This window comes from Lutibacter sp. Hel_I_33_5 (genome assembly GCF_007827455.1).
Taxonomy (GTDB): Bacteria; Bacteroidota; Bacteroidia; order Flavobacteriales; family Flavobacteriaceae; genus Polaribacter.
Genome location: NZ_VISM01000001.1, coordinates 2,882,564 through 2,904,161, shown reverse-complemented (window position 1 = coordinate 2,904,161; position 21,598 = coordinate 2,882,564). Strand labels below are relative to the sequence as shown.

18 protein-coding genes are annotated in these 21,598 nt (G+C 31.0%); 4 read left to right on the top strand and 14 right to left on the bottom strand.

Translation table 11 applies throughout. The features are described 5' to 3' along the window. Nucleotides 1–72 precede the first annotated feature (72 nt). The 4 genes from OD91_RS12750 (at nt 73) to thrC (ending at nt 6,639) form a co-directional block, all read left to right on the top strand. A complete protein-coding gene (locus OD91_RS12750) occupies nt 73–1,635 on the top strand; it encodes a hypothetical protein (RefSeq protein ID WP_144896762.1) in 1,563 nt (520 codons plus the stop codon). 315 nt (nt 1,636–1,950) lie between these two features. Next, nucleotides 1,951–4,392 (top strand): bifunctional aspartate kinase/homoserine dehydrogenase I, encoded by a 2,442-nt coding sequence (gene thrA / locus OD91_RS12745; RefSeq protein WP_144896761.1) that lies wholly within the window; start codon nt 1,951–1,953, stop codon nt 4,390–4,392. Between the two features lie 3 nt (nt 4,393–4,395). Beyond that, the gene (locus OD91_RS12740) at nt 4,396–5,319 is read left to right on the top strand and encodes a homoserine kinase (RefSeq protein ID WP_144896760.1); all 924 of its coding nucleotides are present in this window, start codon (nt 4,396–4,398) and stop codon (nt 5,317–5,319) included. 36 nt (nt 5,320–5,355) lie between these two features. Next, nucleotides 5,356–6,639, top strand: a complete 1,284-nt coding sequence (gene thrC / locus OD91_RS12735; protein ID WP_144896759.1) for a threonine synthase — start codon at nt 5,356–5,358, stop codon at nt 6,637–6,639. 107 nt (nt 6,640–6,746) lie between these two features. Here thrC and cysM read toward each other — a convergent pair whose 3' ends face one another. The 14 genes from cysM to thrA (OD91_RS12665) all read right to left on the bottom strand — a co-directional run bounded on the left by cysM (nt 6,747) and on the right by thrA (OD91_RS12665) (nt 21,589). Next, nucleotides 6,747–7,634 carry a cysteine synthase CysM gene (cysM, locus tag OD91_RS12730; protein ID WP_144896758.1) on the bottom strand — a complete coding sequence of 296 codons (888 nt, stop codon included), beginning with the start codon at nt 7,632–7,634 and terminating at the stop codon, nt 6,747–6,749. Between the two features lies 1 nt (nt 7,635). Further along, complete coding sequence (epsC, locus tag OD91_RS12725) at nt 7,636–8,391, bottom strand: serine O-acetyltransferase EpsC (RefSeq protein WP_144896757.1); 756 nt, start codon at nt 8,389–8,391, stop codon at nt 7,636–7,638. Then, nucleotides 8,391–8,720, bottom strand: coding sequence for a 2Fe-2S iron-sulfur cluster-binding protein (locus OD91_RS12720; protein WP_144896756.1), 330 nt, complete (start codon nt 8,718–8,720; stop codon nt 8,391–8,393). Before OD91_RS12720 ends, epsC begins: the two co-directional genes overlap by 1 nt. Then, on the bottom strand, nt 8,720–9,775 hold the full coding sequence (locus OD91_RS12715; protein WP_144896755.1) for an NAD(P)/FAD-dependent oxidoreductase: 1,056 nt from the start codon (nt 9,773–9,775) through the stop codon (nt 8,720–8,722). The genes OD91_RS12720 and OD91_RS12715 overlap by 1 nt, the downstream gene beginning before the upstream one ends. A 3-nt stretch (nt 9,776–9,778) precedes the next feature. Beyond that, nucleotides 9,779–10,357 (bottom strand): bifunctional precorrin-2 dehydrogenase/sirohydrochlorin ferrochelatase, encoded by a 579-nt coding sequence (locus OD91_RS12710; protein ID WP_144896754.1) that lies wholly within the window; start codon nt 10,355–10,357, stop codon nt 9,779–9,781. A 5-nt stretch (nt 10,358–10,362) separates the two neighbouring features. Continuing rightward, nucleotides 10,363–11,133: a uroporphyrinogen-III C-methyltransferase gene (gene cobA, locus OD91_RS12705; protein WP_144896753.1), complete on the bottom strand. Its 771-nt coding sequence runs from the start codon at nt 11,131–11,133 to the stop codon at nt 10,363–10,365. 2 nt (nt 11,134–11,135) lie between these two features. Further along, a complete protein-coding gene (locus OD91_RS12700) occupies nt 11,136–13,238 on the bottom strand; it encodes a HEPN domain-containing protein (RefSeq protein WP_144896752.1) in 2,103 nt (700 codons plus the stop codon). Between the two features lie 23 nt (nt 13,239–13,261). Continuing rightward, complete coding sequence (locus OD91_RS12695) at nt 13,262–14,509, bottom strand: sulfate adenylyltransferase subunit 1 (RefSeq protein ID WP_144896751.1); 1,248 nt, start codon at nt 14,507–14,509, stop codon at nt 13,262–13,264. 10 nt (nt 14,510–14,519) lie between these two features. Then, nucleotides 14,520–15,425: a sulfate adenylyltransferase subunit CysD gene (gene cysD / locus OD91_RS12690; RefSeq protein ID WP_144896750.1), complete on the bottom strand. Its 906-nt coding sequence runs from the start codon at nt 15,423–15,425 to the stop codon at nt 14,520–14,522. Between the two features lie 11 nt (nt 15,426–15,436). Further along, nucleotides 15,437–16,063 carry a phosphoadenosine phosphosulfate reductase family protein gene (locus tag OD91_RS12685; RefSeq protein ID WP_144896749.1) on the bottom strand — a complete coding sequence of 209 codons (627 nt, stop codon included), beginning with the start codon at nt 16,061–16,063 and terminating at the stop codon, nt 15,437–15,439. Beyond that, complete coding sequence (locus OD91_RS12680; protein WP_144896748.1) at nt 16,063–16,326, bottom strand: DUF2061 domain-containing protein; 264 nt, start codon at nt 16,324–16,326, stop codon at nt 16,063–16,065. Before OD91_RS12680 ends, OD91_RS12685 begins: the two co-directional genes overlap by 1 nt. Nucleotides 16,327–16,507: 181 nt before the next feature. Then, on the bottom strand, nt 16,508–16,921 hold the full coding sequence (locus OD91_RS12675; RefSeq protein WP_144896747.1) for an Rrf2 family transcriptional regulator: 414 nt from the start codon (nt 16,919–16,921) through the stop codon (nt 16,508–16,510). Between the two features lie 27 nt (nt 16,922–16,948). Beyond that, nucleotides 16,949–18,115, bottom strand: a complete 1,167-nt coding sequence (locus tag OD91_RS12670) for a PLP-dependent aspartate aminotransferase family protein (RefSeq protein WP_144896746.1) — start codon at nt 18,113–18,115, stop codon at nt 16,949–16,951. A 78-nt stretch (nt 18,116–18,193) separates the two neighbouring features. Next, a complete protein-coding gene (thrA, locus tag OD91_RS12665; protein WP_144896745.1) occupies nt 18,194–21,589 on the bottom strand; it encodes a bifunctional aspartate kinase/homoserine dehydrogenase I in 3,396 nt (1,131 codons plus the stop codon). Nucleotides 21,590–21,598 lie beyond the last annotated feature (9 nt).

Below are 21,598 nucleotides of genomic sequence, written 5' to 3'. Positions count from 1 at the left end.
TATTTTTAATCTTATGTATTACGACATTAAACCTTTTAATCACCCATATAAAAAACTGTAAATCAATTTTTTATGAATAAATTCGTTACAGCAGCCAACCAACAAAAGGATTCTCTTTTTATTTTGATAAAATCTTTATCAAAATCTGAAAAGAGGCAATTTAACCTTTATGTAGGGCGGTTAGAGGGAAATGTAGATGCAAAATTCTTTTCGCTTTTTAAATTTTTAGAAAAGCAAAAAACCTATGATGAAAAGAGCATTATTAGCAGTGGAATTGTTAGTAAACAGCAACTTTCTAACTTAAAAGCACATTTATATAAGCAGCTTTTAATTAGTTTACGAATGAATCCGGCGCATAAAAATATACGAATTCAGATTAGAGAACAATTAGATTTTGCCACGGTTTTATATCAAAAAGGATTATATAAACAAAGTTTAAAATTATTAGACAAAGCCAAAACTATGGCGCTGGATAATGAAGAAAAAAACATTGCATACGAAATTGTTGAGCTTGAAAAAGTTATTGAAAGTCAATACATTACACGAAGTATTGATACAAGAGCAGACGAGCTTACAATACAAGCAAAAGAACTTAGTCAGCAAAATGTCATCACTAGTAAATTATCAAATTTATCATTACAACTCTACGGTATTTTATTAAAAACCGGATATGTGAAAAATGATGTTGAGTTTACGAAAGTCAATGAATATTTTGATGCAAGATTGCCTTCATACGAATTTAAAAACTTTGGTTTTCGTGAAAAACTTTGGCTATATAAAGCGCATTTATGGAGAAGTTTATTAACGCAAGATTTTCTACAGAGTTATAAATATGCACATAAATGGGTATATCTTTTTAAAGACAATCCTAAAAACATAACGGTACATCCAGTTTTCTATTTAAAAGGGAAAAATTATTTATTAGAGGCTTTATTTTTTATCCAAAAAAATGAAGAGTTTGATAAAGAACTTACACAATTTGAATATGAAATAGAAAATGACCTTATTCCTAAAAACAGAAATACAGATTTATTAATTTTTCAATATTATCATTCAAATCAGTTACATAAACATTTTTTAAATGGAACTTTTGCAGAAGGTGAATATTTAGTTGATGAAATCAATCAAAAAATAAAAGAATACAGTCATCGATTAGATAAACATCATACCACTATTTTGAACTATAAAATTGCCTGCCTCTATTTTGGTATGGGAGAAAATAAAAAATGTATCGAGTATTTATCAAAAATAATTAATGCTAAAAAACTCTATGTTGGTGAGGATTTACAATGTTTTGCTAGGGTTTTAAATTTAATTGCACATTATGAATGTGGATTAGATTATCATCTAGAAAGGCAATTTAAAGATACGTTTAAGTTTTTACTTAAGATGGAAAATTTGCAAGAGGTGCAAAAAGAATTTATTGTTTCTATTAGATCTTTAAGTGATGTTTTTCCACATGAAATAAAGAAGGAATTCAAAAAAATCCATACTCGTTTAAAGGTTTTTGAAAATCATCCTTATGAGAAAAGAGCCTTTTTATATTTAGATATCCTTTCTTGGCTAGAGAGCAAGATAGAGAATAAACCTATTGCAGAGATCATTAAAGAAAAAGTAAAAAAAAGAGGTAAATAATTAAAATTTCGAATTTATTAGAGTTTTCATTATTAGATTGATATTAATTACCAGTTTTCACAAAAAAAACAACAAAAACATTTTATCAAAAAAAAAATAGATATACTTTTGATGCATGATTTTTAACAAAAGAAATACAATTACTTCTACTACAGCTACAACGGCTGTAACGATTTCTTTTGGATCTACAACAAACACAACAACTACCCTTTAGGGGTTTAAACTATACATATCAGCTAGGTTAGGTTATATTTTTGAAAGAACAAAAACAGATAACTAAACAAAAAAACAATATTAATTTCTTATAAAAATACAATGAAAGTTTTAAAATTTGGCGGATCATCTGTAGCCAATCAAATAAACATAAAGCAAGTTTTACAAATTGTAAAACAAGTTTCTAATAAAGAAAAAACAATAGTAGTCGTTTCTGCTTTTGGAAAAACTACCGATAAATTATTAGCTGCTGCTGATGCTGCTTTAACAAACATTTCTGAAGCTAAAAAATTAGTCTCAGAATTAAAAGAATTACACTTTTCTGTTATTGATGATTTAATCAATAAAGAAAATCAAACCTCTGTAAAAGAAACAGTTAATACTCTTTTAGAAAGTTTAAGTTCTATTTATGATGGTGTTCATTTATTAAAAGAATTATCTCCAAAAGCATTAGGAACTATTGCTAGTTTTGGTGAGCAATTATCTTCTTATATTATTGCTGAAGCTGCAAAAAATGAGCTTGATGCAACACATAAAGATAGTAGAGAATTGATTTCTACTAATGATGTATATGTAGATGCACATGTTGATTTTAATACAACTAATAAAAATATTGAAGACTTTTTTAATTCAAATAACAAACAAGTAACCATTTTAGGCGGATTTATTTCTAGCAATAAAAACGGCGAAACAACAACTTTAGGTCGTGGAGGATCAGATTACTCTGCAGCTATTTATGCTTCAGCTTTAGACGCTAACGAATTACAGATTTGGACAGATGTTAGTGGAATGTACACCGCAAATCCAAGAGTTGTAAAACAAGCATTTGCAATTACTCAGATTTCATATCAAGAAGCAATGGAATTATCGCACTTTGGTGCAAAAGTATTGTATCCACCAACAATTCAACCTGTTTTACAAAAACAAATTCCAATCAGAATTAAAAATACATTTGACCCTGAAAACGAAGGAACATTAATCTCTAAAGATTCAAAAAATAACAGAGCTGTAAAAGGAATTTCACATATAGAAAACATAAGCTTAATTACTTTGGAAGGTAGCGGAATGGTTGGTGTACCTGGTTTTTCTAAACGAATGTTCGAAAATCTTTCTTTACACAATATTAACATTGTTTTTATCACTCAAGCCTCTTCAGAACATTCTATTTGTATAGGTATTTACGATCAAGATGCTACAAAAGCAAAAGATTTATTAGACGATGTTTTTGAATATGAAATTCAGCGTAAAAAGATAAAACCAGTTTCTATTGAAAGTGACTTAGCAATTATAGCTTTAGTGGGTGACAACATGAAAAATCATCAAGGTTTAAGTGGTCAAATGTTTAGCGCTTTAGGTAGAAATAACGTAAATATAAGAGCGATTGCTCAAGGAGCCTCAGAAAAAAACATTTCGGCTGTAATTAATAGTTCTGATGCAAAAAAAGCATTAAACACCTTGCATGAGCAGTTTTTTGAAGAAAAAATAAAACAACTAAACCTTTTTGTTACTGGTGTTGGAAATGTTGGCGAACGTTTTTTAGAAGTAGTTCAAAAACAAGCTTCTTACCTTAAGAAAAATTTAAAATTAAAGATTCGTGTTATTGGAATTTCTAATTCTAGAAAAATGGTTTTCAATGAAAAAGGAATCGATTTATCGAACTGGAAAGAACAATTAGATTCTGGCGAACCAACAACGTTAGAATCCTTTTTTGATAGAACAAAATCGTTGAATTTCCGTAATTCTGTCTTTATAGATAATACTGCAAATCAAAAAGTTTCTGAAGTATATGAGAAATATTTACTACAAAGCATTGCTGTAGTAACTTGTAATAAAATCGCTTGTGCTTCTAATTTAGATAATTATAAAAATTTAAAGAGTATTTCTACTAAATACAATGCTCCTTTCCTATTTGAAACTAATGTTGGTGCTGGTTTACCGATAATTGACACCTTGAAAAACTTAGTTGCATCAGGCGATAGAGTTCATAAAATTCAAGCTGTTTTATCTGGAACCTTAAATTATGTTTTCAATAATTTTAATGATACAAATACATTTCACGATGTAGTTGCTGCCGCTCAAGCAGAAGGATTTACAGAACCAGATCCTAAAATTGACTTAAGTGGAATTGATGTTGCCAGAAAAATATTGATTCTTGCTCGTGAAAGTGTTTATAACTTAGAACTTTCAGATATTAAGAACAATGCATTTTTACCAGAAAAAAGCTTAGAAACTACTAATAATGACGATTTTTACGCGTCGTTAACTGAATTTGAAAATCAATTTCAGCAAATATTTAAGGAAGCAAACGATAAAAATTGTCGATTAAAATATGTTGCCGAGTTTGAAAACGGAAAAGCTAATGTTGGCTTACAACATATTCCTTCAGATCATCCATTTTATAATTTAGAAGGAAGTGATAATATTGTATTGTTTTTTACAGACAGATATCCTGTAAATCCTTTACAGATAAAAGGTGCTGGTGCTGGTGCAGAAGTTACTGCTTCAGGTGTATTTGCAGATGTAATTAGAATTGGTAATAATTAAATTATGGATGAATTAAAAATATTTTCTCCTGCTACTGTTGCAAATGTTTCCTGTGGATTTGACTCTTTAGGGCTAGCAATTGATGCGTTAGGAGATGAAATGACATTTACTAAAACCAAGGATAAAGGTGTAAAAATATCTTTAATAACTGGTGCTAATTTACCTGTCGAAGCAGAAAATAATGCTGCTGGCGTTGTTGCTTTAGCAATGCTAGAAAAACATTCAGTAGATTTTGGAATTACCATGACCATGCATAAAGGTTTTTCTCCTGGTAGTGGATTGGGTAGTAGCGCAGCGAGTGCTGCCGGAGCAGCTTTTGGTGTAAACGAATTATTAGGCAAACCTTTTAGTCAATTAGAGTTAACTCAATTTGCTATGTTAGGTGAAGAAGCTGCCTGTGGTACACAAATCGCTGATAATGTTGCAGGAGTAATTTTCGGAGGATTTGTATTGATTAGAAGTTATCATCCATTAGACATCATTAAATTACCAGTTCCGAGTGAATTACGAGTTGTTGGAATTCATCCTCAAATAGAAGTTAAAACAAAAGACGCAAGAGATGTTTTACCGAAAGACGTTCCTTTAAAGGATGCTGTAACTCAGTGGGCAAATGTTGGTGGATTAATTAGCGGTTTACATTCCAATGATTATAACTTAATTTCCAATTCATTAACCGACGTTATTGTAGAGCCAGCAAGAAAACATTTAATTCCACATTTTGATTTAGTGAAAAGTGAAGCTATCAAAGCTGGAGCATTAGGTGCTGGAATATCAGGTTCTGGACCTACAATTTTTGCACTTTGTAAAGGTGATGAAATTGCTGAAAAAGTATACAATGCGATTGACAAAGCATATCAAAATAAAAATATAGATTATAATTTATTTACTTCTAAAATTAGTACAGAAGGAGTGAAAATAATTTCTTAGTTATTAGAAATGTAACTAGCACTAAAGACAAAAAAAATGAACTACTATAGTTTACATCATAAATCACCAAAAGTAAGTTTTCAAGAAGCTGTTGTTAAAGGATTAGCGCCAGATAGAGGTATTTATTTTCCAGAAAACATCACGCCAATCTCTAAGGAGTTTATTGATACTATTGGTGATTATTCTAATGAAGAAATTGCTTACGAAGCGATTAAACAATTTGTTGGTGATGAAATTCCAAAAGATGTTTTACAACAGATTATTAAAGAAACGATCAACTTTGATTTTCCTGTAGTTGAGATTGAAAAAAACATCGGAACTTTAGAATTATTTCATGGTCCTACCATGGCATTTAAAGATGTTGGTGCACGATTTATGGCACGTTGTTTAGGCTATTTTAATAGAAATAACAACAATCAGATTACTGTTTTGGTTGCTACTTCTGGTGACACTGGAGGTGCTGTAGCAAACGGATTTTTAGGTGTTAAAGGTGTAGATGTAGTTATTTTATATCCTAGCGGAAAAGTGAGTGATATTCAAGAAAAGCAATTAACAACTTTAGGTCAAAATATTAAAGCGTTAGAAGTTGATGGCGTTTTTGATGATTGTCAAGAAATGGTGAAAACTGCTTTTTTAGATAGTGATATTCCTAGAACCTTAACTTCAGCAAATTCAATAAATATTGCACGTTGGCTACCACAAATGTTTTATTTTTTCTTTGCTTACAAACAAGTATATAAAAAGAATAAAGAAGTTGTTTTTTCTGTACCAAGTGGAAATTTCGGAAATATTTGTGCCGGTTTAATGGCGCAAAAATTAGGACTACCAGTAAAACAATTTATTGCTGCAACCAATGTTAATGACACCGTTCCTAATTATTTAGTAGACGGCGTTTACAATCCAAAACCATCTAAAGCAACAATTTCTAATGCTATGGATGTTGGAAATCCAAGTAATTTTATCAGGATTCAAGAATTATTTAATAACGATTTAGAAGCATTAAAAACTGCTTTTTCTTCTTATTCTTTTACGGATGAAGCAACGAAAGTTGCTATGAAAGACATCTATAAAAACGCTAATTATGTTGCAGATCCTCACGGAGCTGTAGGGTATTTAGGTTTAAAAGAATATAAAATAACAGAAGAGCAATTCGGAATTTTCTTAGAAACGGCACATCCAGTAAAATTTTTAGATGTTGTTACAGAAACGCTACCTGTAGAAGTTGAAATTCCTGAGCAAATAAAATCAGTTATTGATAAAGAAAAAGAAGCTTTAAAGATTGGAACTTATGAGGAGTTGAAAAGTTTTTTGAATAGTTAGTTTATAACTCTATTAAAATCTTCATTTTGTTAATTCCTACGAAAGCAGAAGCCCTTTTAACAATTTTAGGTATAGATTCCTGCTTTTGCAGGAATGACAAAAAAATACTACTCAAACAAATCAGAAGACAAGTATCTGTCTCCTCTATCACAGATAATAGCAACAATTACGCCTTTGTCTATTGTTTTAGCTAGTTCTAAAGCAGAATAAACTGCTCCACCACTACTCATTCCAGAAAATATTCCTTCTTCCTTAGCTAATCGCTGTGTCATATTTCTAGCATCTTCTTCTCCAACTTCTATAACTTGATCTACTTTTTTAGCATTAAAAATAGCAGGTTTATAATCTTCAGACCATTTTCTAATTCCTGGTATTCTAGAACCTTCTTTGGGTTGAGCTCCAATAATAGTGATATCTTTATTTTGTTCTTTTAAGAAATCAGAAACACCCATTATGGTTCCTGTTGTTCCCATAGCAGAAACAAAATGTGTTACTTGGCCTTCAGTATCGTTCCAAATTTCTGGCCCAGTAGTTTTATAATGTGCTTTAAAATTATCGTTATTATCAAACTGATTCAATCTAAAATATCCTTTCTTATACTTTAAATCTAAGGCATGATCTCTTGCTCCTTCCATACCTAAATCCTGTGGTGTCAAAACAACTTCCGCTCCATAAGCTCTCATCGTTTTAATTCGTTCTGGAGTAGAGTTTTCCGGTAAAACAAGTACCATATTTACACCTAAAACCTTTGCCATTAAAGCCAAAGCAATACCTGTATTTCCACTAGTAGCTTCTACTAAAGTATCACCTTCTCTTATGTTTTGTCTTTTAAGCGCTTCAGAAATCATATTAAAAGCAGCTCTATCTTTTACACTTCCACCTGGATTATTTCCTTCAAGTTTCAGTAATAATCGTACACCCTCTTTTTTTAAGATATTTCTAACCTCAACTAAAGGAGTATTTCCTACAAAATCGATAATACTTTTTGTCTTCATCTTAGGACTTTCTTTTTATGATTTTATTCTCTGATTGCTCAATTACTAAAGAATTTTCTGGAATAGATTCAGTTACACAAACATTAGCTCCAATAATAGAATTCTCACCAATTACAACATCACCACCTAAAATAGTAGCATTTGCGTATATAGTTACATTATTTTCTATCGTTGGATGCCTCTTTGTGGAAGCTAAATTCTTAGCAACTTGGATTCCGCCTAAAGTAACTCCTTGATAAATTTTCACGTCATCTTTAATCACAGTCGTTTCTCCAATAACAATTCCTGTTGCGTGATCAATAAAAAATGATTTTCCAATGACCGCTCCTGGATGAATATCTGTACCTGTTAAACTATGTGCAAACTCGCTCATCATTCTAGGTAAAATCGGCACCTCTAATTTGTATAATTGATGACTTAATCTATGAATAACTATTGCATAAAAACCAGGATACGCTAAATATACTTCCTCTAAACTTTTACAAGCCGGATCTGTATTATTAAAAGCATTTGCGTCTAAATCTAACGCTTCTCTAATTTCTAAAAAACTAGTTGTGTAAACTGACCAAATACCTTTTAAATCTTTAATGTTAAGTTTTGAAGAAATTGCACAAAAAAGCTGTTCAATTTCTTCTTTATGAGCACTTTTATAAACTTCATCAAACAATGCATAAAACAATTGTTTTGTGAATTTTTCTACGGTGTCTTTTAAACAAACATTATAGCTTCTCAAACGTGTAATTTCTTCTACTTTCATTATGATTCTGGAGCTAAAGTTACTTCCAATCCTTCTAAATTAGGGGTCATTTGTATTTGACAACCTAATCTACTATTATCTTCTACATCAAATGCTTCTGCTAACATTGCATCTTCATCGTCAGTCACTTCATTTAATTCATGATCGGAATTCACGTAACACTGACAAGAAGCACACATTGCCATACCTCCACAAACACCAATGGTTCCTTCTGGAGCAAGCTCGTAAGAACGAACTACTTCCATCAAATTCATTGCCATATCTGTAGGTGCTACAACTTCGTGTACAACTCCTTCTCTATCGGTTATTTTTATGTTAATATCACTCACTAATCTATCGCTTTAACAACTGCTTTTGGCGCTTCTTTTTTGGTTCCGTCAAAACCAGTAACACCACCAACTGTTGTATATTTCATTACATACTTTTTATTTGGATGAATGATTTTATACGCACTTTGACACATTAAAGTTGCTTCGTGAAATCCACATAAAATCAACTTTAACTTTCCTGGATACGTATTTACATCTCCGATTGCAAATATACCGGGAATATTTGTTTGATAGTCTAAAGCATTGTTAACTTTTATAGCATTTTTCTCAATTTCTAATCCCCAATTAGCAATTGGCCCTAATTTTGGTGATAAACCGAATAACGGAATAAAATGATCTGTATCAACAATAAATGCATCTTCTCCTTTTTTCTGAACAACAACTCCAGAAACTTTATCTTCCCCTAATATACCTACAACTTCAGCTGGAGTTATTAGATTTATCTTTCCTAAATTCTTTAATTCTTGTACTTTTTCTACAGAATCTAACGCTCCTCTAAATTCATTTCTTCTATGAATTAACGTTACCGATTTTGCAACATCCGTTAAAAAGATAGACCAATCTAAAGCAGAATCTCCACCACCAGCAATTACAACATCTTTATCTCTATATAATTCTGGCTCTTTAATAATATATTCTACACCCTTATCTTCTAACTTTTCTAGGTTTTCTAACTTTGGTTTTCTAGGTTCAAAACTACCTAAACCACCAGCAATCGCAACAATTGGTGCTTGGTGTTTTGTTCCTTTATTTGTTGTTACAATAAAAGAACCATCATCTTGCTTCTCTATCGTTTCTGCACGCTCACCCATTGTAAAACCAGGTTCAAACTGCTTAATTTGTTCTAATAAATTATCAGTTAAATCTCCTGCTAAAATTTCTGGATATGCTGGTATATCGTAAATTGGTTTCTTAGGATAAATCTCTGAACATTGTCCGCCAGGTTGAGCTAACGCATCAATTAAATGACAACGTAATTTTAACAATCCTGCTTCAAAAACGGTAAATAATCCTGTTGGCCCTGCGCCTATAATTAATATATCTGTTGTAATCATAATCTACTTTTTTTCAACTAAACTTTTCGTAAATTCATTTAGTTTTTCAACTTTTTCCTCAAAGTCTCCTTTGATGGTTTTTCTATATTCGTTTAAATTCTTCACTAAATCATCAATATTTTCAGGAATTACCTCCTCAAAAAACTGACGTAATCTTTTTGCTGTTGTTGGCGATTTTCCGTTTGTAGAAATTGCCACTTTTACATTTCCTTTGGTTACAATTCCTCCCATATAAAAATCACAATATGGTGGATTATCAGCAACATTTACTAAAATATTTTTCTTTCTACAATGTGCATATACCGTTTCGTTTACTTTTGGGATATCTGTCGTTGCTACAACAATATGCTTTCCTTTTAAATAGCGTTTTTTATATTTTTTATTGACAAGTGTTACATTTCCTTTTTTTGCTAAAGCTATGGTACCTTCTCTAAACATTGGAGAAATAATTGTAACGTTAGCATCTGGACTTGATTTTAACAAGAAAGTTAATTTTTCTTCAGCAACAAACCCACCACCTACAATTAAAACTTGAAGGTTATTAGTTTTTAAAAAAATTGGATATAAATTATTTCTCTCCATCTTTTTTACGCTAAAATACCTTGTTGATATTGTTCTTGTACCTTAAGTAATTCATCGCGATGATTTACAACTTCACCTAAAACAATAATTGCAGGATTGCTTAACTCGTTTTCATAAACAACTTTTTCTATCGTAGAAACAGTTCCTATGCCTACTTTTTCATCTTTAGTAGTTCCATTCTGAATAATTGCGACAGGTAAATCTTCTTTTCCTTCACCTTTAAATATCTCAACAATCTGAGATAATTTCCCCATTCCCATTAATATCACAACAGTTGCATTTGTTTTTGCTGCCATAGCAACATCACTAGAAATTTTATGTTGTTTAGTTGTACCGGTAATTACCCAAAAGCTTTCTGAAATACCTCGTTTGGTTAGCGGAATATTTTGATAAGCTGGAACTGATAATGAAGACGAAATTCCTGGAACTACCGATACTTCTAAACCATATTTTGCTGCATACTCCATTTCTTCTGCACCTCTACCAAATATAAATGGATCTCCTCCTTTTAACCTGATAACATGCCCATGAGAATGACCTCTTGCAACTATTAATTCGTTAATTTGTTCTTGTTGATATTTATAACAACCTCTTCTTTTTCCTACAAAAATGATTTCTGCGTCTGGATTTACATACCCTAAAAGTTCATCATTTACCAAAGCATCATATAAAACCACATCAGCAGCTCTTAAAGCATTAATCGCTTTTAAAGTAATTAACTCAACATCTCCTGGTCCTGCACCAACAATGGTTAATTTTGGCTTATTTAAATTCATCATTATATCGTTTTTTCTACAACAGCTGTTTCAGCTTCTCTACACGCTCTTACTTTTTGTAAAAATACATTTGCATCTTTTATATATTTCTCTGCAAATTCTGCAGTTGGAGCATACTTGTTTATCTGATAAATCACATCAGAAAAAGAAGCTCCTAAATCTATTTTCCCAGATGAAACAAATAATTCATCAAATTGAGAAATAATACTAGCGTGTGTATTAGTTTTCTTATTTTCTGCTAATAATGATGCTTTCGCAGAATTCACTATAGATTGATATGCGTAATAAATTGCTCCAGAATACACTCCGTTTTCAAAAGCTTCTTTTGCATTGTCTATTTTTTCTTCACTTTCCAAGAATAATGTTGCAATTAAATCAATAACAACACCTGCACATTCTCCAATTCCGATTTCTTTTACATATTTTTCTTCTTCTCCCCAATCAATAAAATCTTCTTGAGTTAAATTAGAAACATCTTGTAAATCGTTTAAAAAATCATAAAAATATTTCTCACCTTTTTCTTTATAATAGTCAACAAATTGTTTTCCGTTTGCGTTGGCTTCAAAATCATTTAAAATTCTACGTAAAGCTTCTGGCCCTCTTCTAGCAGGTACTTTCACAACTTTATCAGCAAAAATTCCATTTCCATCACCCAAATTACCACCGCCTAATAAAACTTGTAAAGCTGGTGCAACTAATTTTTCTGGAGTTCTTACTGTCATCCCTTGAAAACCTATGTTTGCCATATTGTGTTGTCCACAAGCATTCATACATCCACTAATCTTAATAACTAAATCTTGATTTTCTAAATATTGAGGATATTCAGCAGCAATCATTCTTTCTAATTCCTCTGCGATTCCTGTACTACTTGCTATCCCTAAATTACATGTATCTGTTCCTGGACACGCTGTAATATCTACTGCTTTATTATATCCAGCTTCTACAAAACCTAATTTTTCTAATTCTTGATAGAAATACGGAATCAAATCTTCTTTAACAAACGGTATAACAATATTTTGACGTAATGTTAAACGAATTTCACCTGCTGCATATTTTTCTACTAAATCTGCTAATAAACGTGCTTTATCTGTATAAAAATCTCCTAATAAAACCTTAATTCCGATTCCATAAAAACCTTCTTGTTTTTGTGGAATTAAATTGGTTGATTTCCATAAATTAAATGCTGCTTGATCTTTAATTTCTACTTTTGGCGTATCTACAGAAACTGGAGTAGATGGCACATAAGAATCTGCATCAATAGCAACTGTTTTAAGTTCTATTGCATTTTGTTCTTGTTCAATTAATTCTCTAAAAGCTTCTAAACCGATATCTTTTAATAAGAATTTCATTCTTGCTTTCGCTCTACTTTTACGCTCACCAAAACGATCAAAAATTCTTAAAACTCTTTCCATTACTGGAATAATTTTATCAGAAGGTAAAAAATCATATAACACTTCTGCATGTCTAGGTTGAGAACCTAATCCACCAGCTACCATCACTTTAAAACCTCTAACACCATCTTGAATTTTAGCAATATATCCTAAATCATGTAAATAAGACAAACCTGTATCTTCATCCGTAGAAGAAAAAGAAACTTTAAACTTACGCCCCATTTCTTGACAGATTGGATTACGTAAAAAGAATTTATACAATGCATCTGCATACGGAGAAACATCAAAAGGTTCGTTTACATCAATTCCTGCAGTTTCTGATGCTGTTACATTTCTAACAACATTACCACAAGCTTCACGTAAGGTAACATCATCACGCTCTAATTCTGCCCATAATTCTGGAGTTCTATTTAAATCTACGTAATGAATTTGAATATCTTGACGCGTTGTAATATGTAATCTTCCTCTAGAATATTCGTCCGAAACTTCAGAAATTCTTCTTAATTGATTACTCTTAACTTTACCATATGGTAATTTTATACGAATCATTTGAACGCCTGCTTGACGCTGACCGTAAACACCTCTAGCTAAACGTAGACTTCTAAATTTTTCTTCGTCGATTTGTAAATTATTGAACTTTGCAATTTTATCTGCTAATTCTATAATATCTTTTTCTACAACTGGGTTTTCTATTTCTGTTCTAAAACTTTGCATACTCTTATCTTTTTAACAGTAACTTACTTAATAAAGCCTACTCCTGCTGTTGTGTTTGTTTTTGGGTTGATTAAAATAAAGGCGCCATTTGCTTTGTTATTTTCATAACTATCCACAAATAATTGTTTGCTTAACTTTAAGCTTACTTCACCAATTTGATTTAATGTTAATTGAGAAACATCTTCTGTTTTTCCTGAAAAATCTGTATGAATAATCGACGATAAATTCATGATTTTTGCCTGCGCATCATTAACACCATGTTTTATATAATATTTAGATGACGCTTGTAAAGGATCTTTATCCATCCAACAAATAGTAGCATCTAATTGCTTAGTAACTGTTGGTTCTTCGCCAGACTTTACTAACATATCTCCTCTACTTACATTTACATCATCTTCTAAAGTGATGCTTACAGAACTTCCTCTTTTTGCTTTTAAATATTCTTTATCAAAAAACTGAATACTTTTTATTTTTGATTTTGTTGCTGATGGTAAAACTGTCACTTCATCTCCAACAGTTAAATCACCTCCATAAATTTTTCCAGCATATCCTCTATAATCATGATAATCTTCTGTTTTAGGGCGAATAACATTCTGTACAGGAAAACGCGTTTGAGACTGTTCTTGAACATCTTCTGGCTCTAAACCTTCTAAATAATTCAATAGTGTTTCTCCTTGATACCAATCCATTTTATCCGATTTATCAACTACATTATCTCCCTGTAAAGCAGAAATTGGTATAAATGTTATTTGCTGATTCTGATATTCGCTTTTAGAAGAAAGATATTCTATTTCTCCTTTAATTTGATTAAATTTTTCTTGAGAAAAATCAACTAAATCCATTTTATTTACAGCAACAATTACGTTTTTTACTCTCAACAAATTATTGATAAAAAAGTGACGATATGTTTGCTCTACTACTCCATTTCTTGCATCAACTAAAACAATTGAAGCTTGTGAATTTGAAGCTCCTGTAACCATATTTCTTGTATATTCTACGTGACCTGGCGTATCTGCAATAATGAAACTAGTTTTTGGTGTAGAAAAATAAATATGAGCTACATCAATTGTAATCCCTTGTTCTCTTTCCGCTACTAATCCGTCAGTTGCTAAAGAAAAATCTAAATAGTCAAAACCACGTTGTCTACTTTTTTCTTCAATTGCCTCTAACTTATCATCTGTTAATGATTTTGTATCGTATAAAATTCTACCAATCAAGGTACTTTTACCGTCATCTACACTTCCTGCTGTTGCTATTTTTAGTACGTTCATCTTCTTAACTTTAAAAATATCCTTGTTGTTTTCTTTTTTCCATTGCAGCTTCAGAACGCTTATCATCAATTCTTGCTCCTCTTTCTGAAATTGAAGAATCTCTAATTTCTTCTACTACTTTTTCTATATCTACTGCTGTTGATAAAACTGCTGCCGTACAACTCATATCACCTACAGTTCTAAATCGAACCATTCTTTCTACAACTTCCTCTTCCTCATCTCTATATACAATCTCATCATCCGCAGACCAGATTAATCCATCTCTAAAAAATGTTTTTCTTTTATGCGCAAAATAGATCGATGGAATTTCAATATCTTCTGCTTTGATATACGACCAAACATCTAATTCTGTCCAGTTTGATATTGGAAAAACACGTACATTTTGACCTAAATCAATTCTACCATTTAACATATCAAACAATTCTGGACGTTGATTTTTTTCGTCCCATTGACCAAAATCATCTCTTACTGAAAAAATACGCTCTTTCGCTCTCGCTTTTTCTTCGTCTCTTCTCGCTCCTCCAATACAAGCATCAAAACCAAACTCTTCAATAGCATCTAACAAAGTTTCTGTTTGCAACATATTTCTACTTGCATACTTACCTTGCTCTTCCTTTACACGTCCGTTATCAATATTATCTTGTACGTTTCTTACAATCAATTTTACGCCTAATTCTTTCACCAAACGATCTCTAAATTCAATCGTTTCTGGAAAATTATGACCTGTATCAATATGCATTAAAGGAAATGGAATCTTACCTGGATAAAATGCTTTTTGAGCTAATCTTACCAAAGTAATACTGTCTTTTCCTCCTGAAAATAACAATACCGGATTCTCAAACTGCGCAACAACTTCTCTAAAAATGTAAATTGCTTCGCTTTCTAATGCGCCTACTTTAATTGTATTTGTGTTCATAACCATGTCTTTTATATATGCAAACCACACTCTCTGTTGCTTTCTACCTTTGTTGGATCAAAATATTTGAACTCATTTGGTAAATTAATTTCTTCTAAATACGCATCTAATTGTTCATCAGAATAATTGTAAAATGGACTTACTTTTAAGACTCCGTCTTTACTAAATGATAAAATATCAATGCTATTTCTAAAGGCAGTTTGCCCTTTTCTTAAATTTGTAAACCATACTTCTGGCTGATGTTCTGCCAATGCTCTTTTAAATGGCTCTAACTTTACTTGCTCTGTAAACGTTACATGTTTTGGATCCTCTACAGAAGGCAATCCTAACACTATGTTTCTATGTGCTACAGACTGTTTTGGAACATATAAATGGATGTTCAACTCTAATGTTTCAATCAATTCTTCAGCATGTTTATATGTCTGCGGAGTATTATAACCTGTATCGCACCAAATAACTTTTGTAGATGGATTCACCTTAGAAACCAGTCCTAAAATGGCGGATTCATAAGGTCTAAAATTAGTTGTGATGATGGTTTTTTTATTCAATTCAAAAACCCATTCCACTATTTGTTTAGGATTTAAATTCTTTAATCCTTCGTTTAATTCTTCTAAATTTAATTCTGCTTGTAAACTCATTATCTCCCCCATTTTATAGTATTCCAAACTCTTTCATGAAAGAAATACAACACTAATTTTGTTAAAAAATCTACGGATGCTATGGTAGCTGCTAATGCTATTTTTCCGCTGATAAAATATGAAACCACTAACGTATCTAGCGTCCCTACAATTCTCCAACTCAATGCTTTTGCTACGCTACGTATCGGTTTCTCAGAATTTTTATCATCCTCAAAACTTCCTTTTGCTTCTTTTTTATTTAAAATCACCTGATCTAAAATCATAATAATTCAACATTTTTATTACCCTATTAATTCAATAGAGTATGCAAACATAATGCATTTTTATTAATAAAAATAAGAATGAAAGTGAATAATTCGTTAAATCCTATAGATTTAGTAGATTAATAAATTTTTATGTAAAATATTAAGAATATTGAATTAAGTTAAGAATTGACTTATTGTATTAGCAATTACACAAATCTGCTAACGAAGTATTTCTGAAAATTTCTAGCGTATTGTCTCTAACCTGAATCATTAATTTATGGACAGCACAAAGGTTTTCATCAGGACAATCATCACACTTTTCATAGAAATTTAAACTAACGCAAGGCACCATAGCTATTGGACCTTCAAGAACACGCATAACTGAAGTCATTTTGATTTCTGAAGGTTCTTTTAGGAGGTAATATCCACCACCCTTTCCTTTTTTAGAACCTAAAAAACCATTTTTTCGAAGCGTTAACAAAATACTTTCTAGAAATTTTAAAGAAATATTTTCGCTCTTAGAAATTGTAGCAATTTGCACAGGATTTCTATCTTCCTGTCTTGCTAAATAAGTAAGCGCTTTAATTCCGTATTTTGTTTTTTTAGAAAGCATATTCTACAAATATACTCAAATAAAAAACTATTGTAAAGCCTGTTTTAAATCTGCAATAATATCATCTACATGTTCTAAACCTACAGAAACTCTAACCAAACCATCTGTAATTCCAACTTCTAATCTATCTTCTTCAGATAAACTTGCATGCGTTGTAGATGCAGGATGCGTAACAATACTTCTTGTATCTCCTAGATTTGCTGATAAAGAACACATCTTAATTTTATTTAAAAAAGCACGTCCAGCTTCAATACCTCCTTTTATTTCGAAAGCAACAATATTACCTCCTAAACGCATTTGTTTCTTTGCTACTTCATATTGAGGATGCGATTTTAAAAACGGATATTTTACAAAATTTACAGTTGCATTGTCTTCTAAAAATTCAGCTACTTTCATCGCATTTTCACAATGCTTTTCTACTCTAATTGATAACGTTTCTAAACTTTTAGACAAAACCCATGCATTAAATGGCGACATTGCTGGCCCAGTATTTCTAGAGAATAAATAAATTTCTCTTATCAAATCTTCACTACCAACTGTAACGCCTCCAAGAACTCTTCCTTGACCATCAATTAATTTAGTTGCTGAATGAATAACCAAATCAGCTCCAAATTTTATAGGATTTTGTAAATAAGGTGTTGCAAAACAATTATCTATTATTAATAATAAATTATGTTTTTTTGCAATTTCACCTAACAACTCTAAATCTATGATATCAACTCCTGGATTCGTTGGTGTTTCTGCATATAAAACCTTAGTATTCGGCTGAATTAAACTTTCAATTTTCTCAGTTTCATTGATTTTAAAATAGCTAGTCTCAATATTCCATTTAGGTAAATATTTGGTAAACATAGAATGTGTAGATCCAAATACAGAACGACATGAAACAATATGATCTCCTGCGTTTAACAACGCACCAAATGTTGAAAAAACAGCAGACATACCCGTTGCAAAAGCATAACCAGCTTCAGCACCTTCCATTTTTACAATTTTATCTACAAATTCTGTTGTATTGGGATTTGAAAATCTACTGTATAAATTTCGCTGCTTTTCTTCTGCAAAAGAAGCTCTCATTTCTTCAGCATCATCAAAAACAAAACTTGAAGTTAAATATAAAGGTGTAGAATGCTCAGAAAATTGTGATCTTTCTGTTTGATTTCTAATTGCATCCGTTTCAAAATGATAATCGCTCATTATTTATTGAATAATTTAAAGATTAAAAAATAAAAACTCTTAATTGAATTATTTAATTTTTTAATCATTTAATAGTAATTAATTATTATTTGCTAATCGTAAAATGTCTCCAAAAACACCTCTTGCAGTTACTTTTGCTCCTGCTCCTGCTCCTTGAATTACAATAGGCTGCTCACCATACGATTCTGTATAAATCTCGAATATTGCGTCCGAACCTTTTAAGCTTCCTAACGGAGAACTTGTTGGTACTGAAACTAATTTCACATCCAAATCCCCTTTTGTTTGTGATAAATCTCCATATAAATCACCAATATATCGCAATACATGATTTTCATCTTGACTTCCTTTTTTATCTTCAAAATTAGTGTTTAAAACTATTAAGTCTGATAAAAATTCTTGAGAAGATATTTCTCTATAAGCTGTTGGGATCAAATTTTCTATTTTCACATCATCAAACTCATTTTCTAAATCTAATTCTCTTGCCAAAATTAGTAGTTTTCTAGCAACATCGTTCCCACATAAATCTTCTCTTGGATCTGGCTCGGTAAAACCTTTATCAATTGCTTCCTGCAACACTGTATCAAAAGATACATCATCGGCAGAATAACGATTAAAAATATAACTTAATGAACCTGAGAAAACACCTCTAATTCTTGTAATATTTTCACCTGAATCATGTAATAATTTAATTGTGTCGATTAACGGTAAACCTGCACCAACATTAGTTTCGTATAAATATTTTTTATTATTATTTTCTAAAGTTCTTCTTAATTCTTTATAAAAATCAAAAGACAAGGTATTGGCTATTTTATTTGACGAAACTAAATCAAACCCAGCATTTACTAATGAAATATAATTTTCTGTAAAAGGAACACTTGCTGTATTATCTACTGCAATTAAATTTTCTAGATGATGTTTAGCTGCAAACTCTATAATCGAATTTATTGCATTTTTATCATCTTCTAAATCCTCTAAATTTTTTCTCCAGTTTTTAGAAATTCCATTTTGCTTTAATAAAACAGTTTTAGAATTTGCTATCGCAAAAATGTTTAACTGAATTTTACGTTTTTCTAAAATCGTTTTTGCGTTTTCTAATATTTGCTCAATTAACGTTCCACCAACTAAACCTTTACCAAATAATGCAATATTTATCTTTTTAGCGACTCCAAAAACTTGTCCATGAATTACATTTAAAGCTTTGTTTAATTGCTTCTTTTTAACAACCAAACTCACATTTTTACCAGAAATTGAGTTATTAAATAATACTGGAACTATTTGATTTTTTATCAATGCATTATATGGTAAATGAAATTCACTTAAATCTTGACCGATAATAGAAATTACAGACACATCATCTATCACAGATATTTGGTGCACATCTTGTGTAGATAAATCATTTTCGAACTCTAATTCTAGCGCTTCAACAGCATCTTTTGCTTTATGTTTATCGACAACAAAACCAATACCACGCTCAGATGATCCTTGAGAAATGATACTTACATTTACATTTTTATTACTTAAGGCTCTAAAAATTCTAGCATCAATACCAACTTTACCAAGTAAACCTCTACCTTCAAAATTAATTAAAGCAACATTGTTTAATGTTGATAACGATTTAATTCCTTTTAATGTAGATTTTGCCGTAATTAATGTCCCTTTATCTTCTGGATTAAACGTATTTAAAATACGTAAATTTATATTCTTTTCTAATAACGGAATGATGGTTTTTGCATGTAAAATATTGGCTCCAAAATTTGCTAATTCATTCGCTTCTGAATACGATAATTCTTCAATTTTTTTTGCATCAGAAACTAAATCTGGATTTGCAGTAAAAATACCATCAACATGTGTGTAATTTTGCAACTCCTCTGCATCTAAATAATTTGCTAAAAGTGCTGCTGTATAATTACTTCCGTTTCTACCTAACGTTGTAGTTTCATTTTTTAAGTTAGAAGCAATAAATCCAGTAATAACATTAACTGTAGCGCCATTGTACTTTTTAAAATGAGCTATAATATTTTCTTTAGAAACGTTACTTAACGGTTTTGCATCACCAAAATTCTCATCGGTTTTTAGTAAATTTCTAGCGTCAGTTGCATTGGCTTTTATACCTTTTTCTTGTAATAAATTCGACAAGGTTTTAATCGACAATAATTCTCCTTGTGCCAACACCTCATCTTTTATTTTCTGACTATAATCTCCTAATAATTTTACGCCCTCAAAAAGGTTTTTTAAACGAGAAAATTCTTCGGAAAAATCGACCTCAGGAGTTAACTTTTTTTGATAATTTTTAAAAGCATCAAACGAAGTTTGAAATTCTTTATTTTTTGAAGCTCTTTCTAAAATTTCTTCTAATTGATCTGTTGCTTCTCCTCTTGCAGAAACGACAACTGCAATTTTTTCTTTATTATTGATTTTCTTTTCAATAATCTCAAGTACGTGTGGAATTCCATCATTAGACAATGATTTTCCTCCAAACTTTAAAATCTTCATTTTTCTATTTTTTGAGTCTTTATTAAAAATTGGCTCAATAATTTTTTCTAATTGTTCGTATTCTATCAAAAATGCATCATGACCATGAACAGAATCAATTTCGTTATAAGTTACATTTGCATGTTTTGATGCTAATTTTCGATGCGTTTCTCTATTTTCTTCAGCAGTAAAAAACAAATCAGAATTTACTCCGACGATATGAATATCAGCATTTATAGTTTCTAAAATAGACTCTTCTTTTCTTCCTTTGGTAACATCAATTGTTTTCAATAATTGATTCATCAATTTATAGGAAGCTAACTGATATCTTTCTTGTAATTTTTCTCCATGATGCAACAACCAACTTTCTACATTAAAGATTTCTAATTCGTCATTTTTAGAGCGATGAAAACGTTCTTTAAAAGACGCTGGTGTTCTGTAACACAACATAGCATGCATGCGAGCATCGTGAACAGGATTGCTGGAATTTACTAAGAATTGTTCTTGAATTTGGCAATTTGCAATTAACCAATCCGTAGATTTCCAATCGGTAGCAACAGCAATTAAATGTTGAGTAATATCAGGATTTAAAACTGTCATTTCCCAAGCAATTCCACCACCTAAAGAACCTCCAATTAAAGCAAATAGTTGATCAATTTTTAATTCTTTTAATCCGATTAAAAAGATATTTGCAATATCTCTTGCAATAAAACTTTTATAATCTTCGATTAAAAAACCATCAAAACCGTTTCCAGGAATATTAAAAGCAAGAATGGTATATTGATTTGTATCAATCGCTAAATGCGATCCAATTACATCTTTCCACCAACCATTTTCGCCAGCAACATCACTATTACCAGTTAATGCATGATTGACCAAAACCACAGGGGCAGTACCCAATTTTTGACCAAACAATTGATAACTTAATTGGATGTCTTTAAATTGTGTACCACTTTCTGTAGTAAAACTAAGAATATCGATATGTTGCAAATTCTTGCTCAAAGTTTTGTT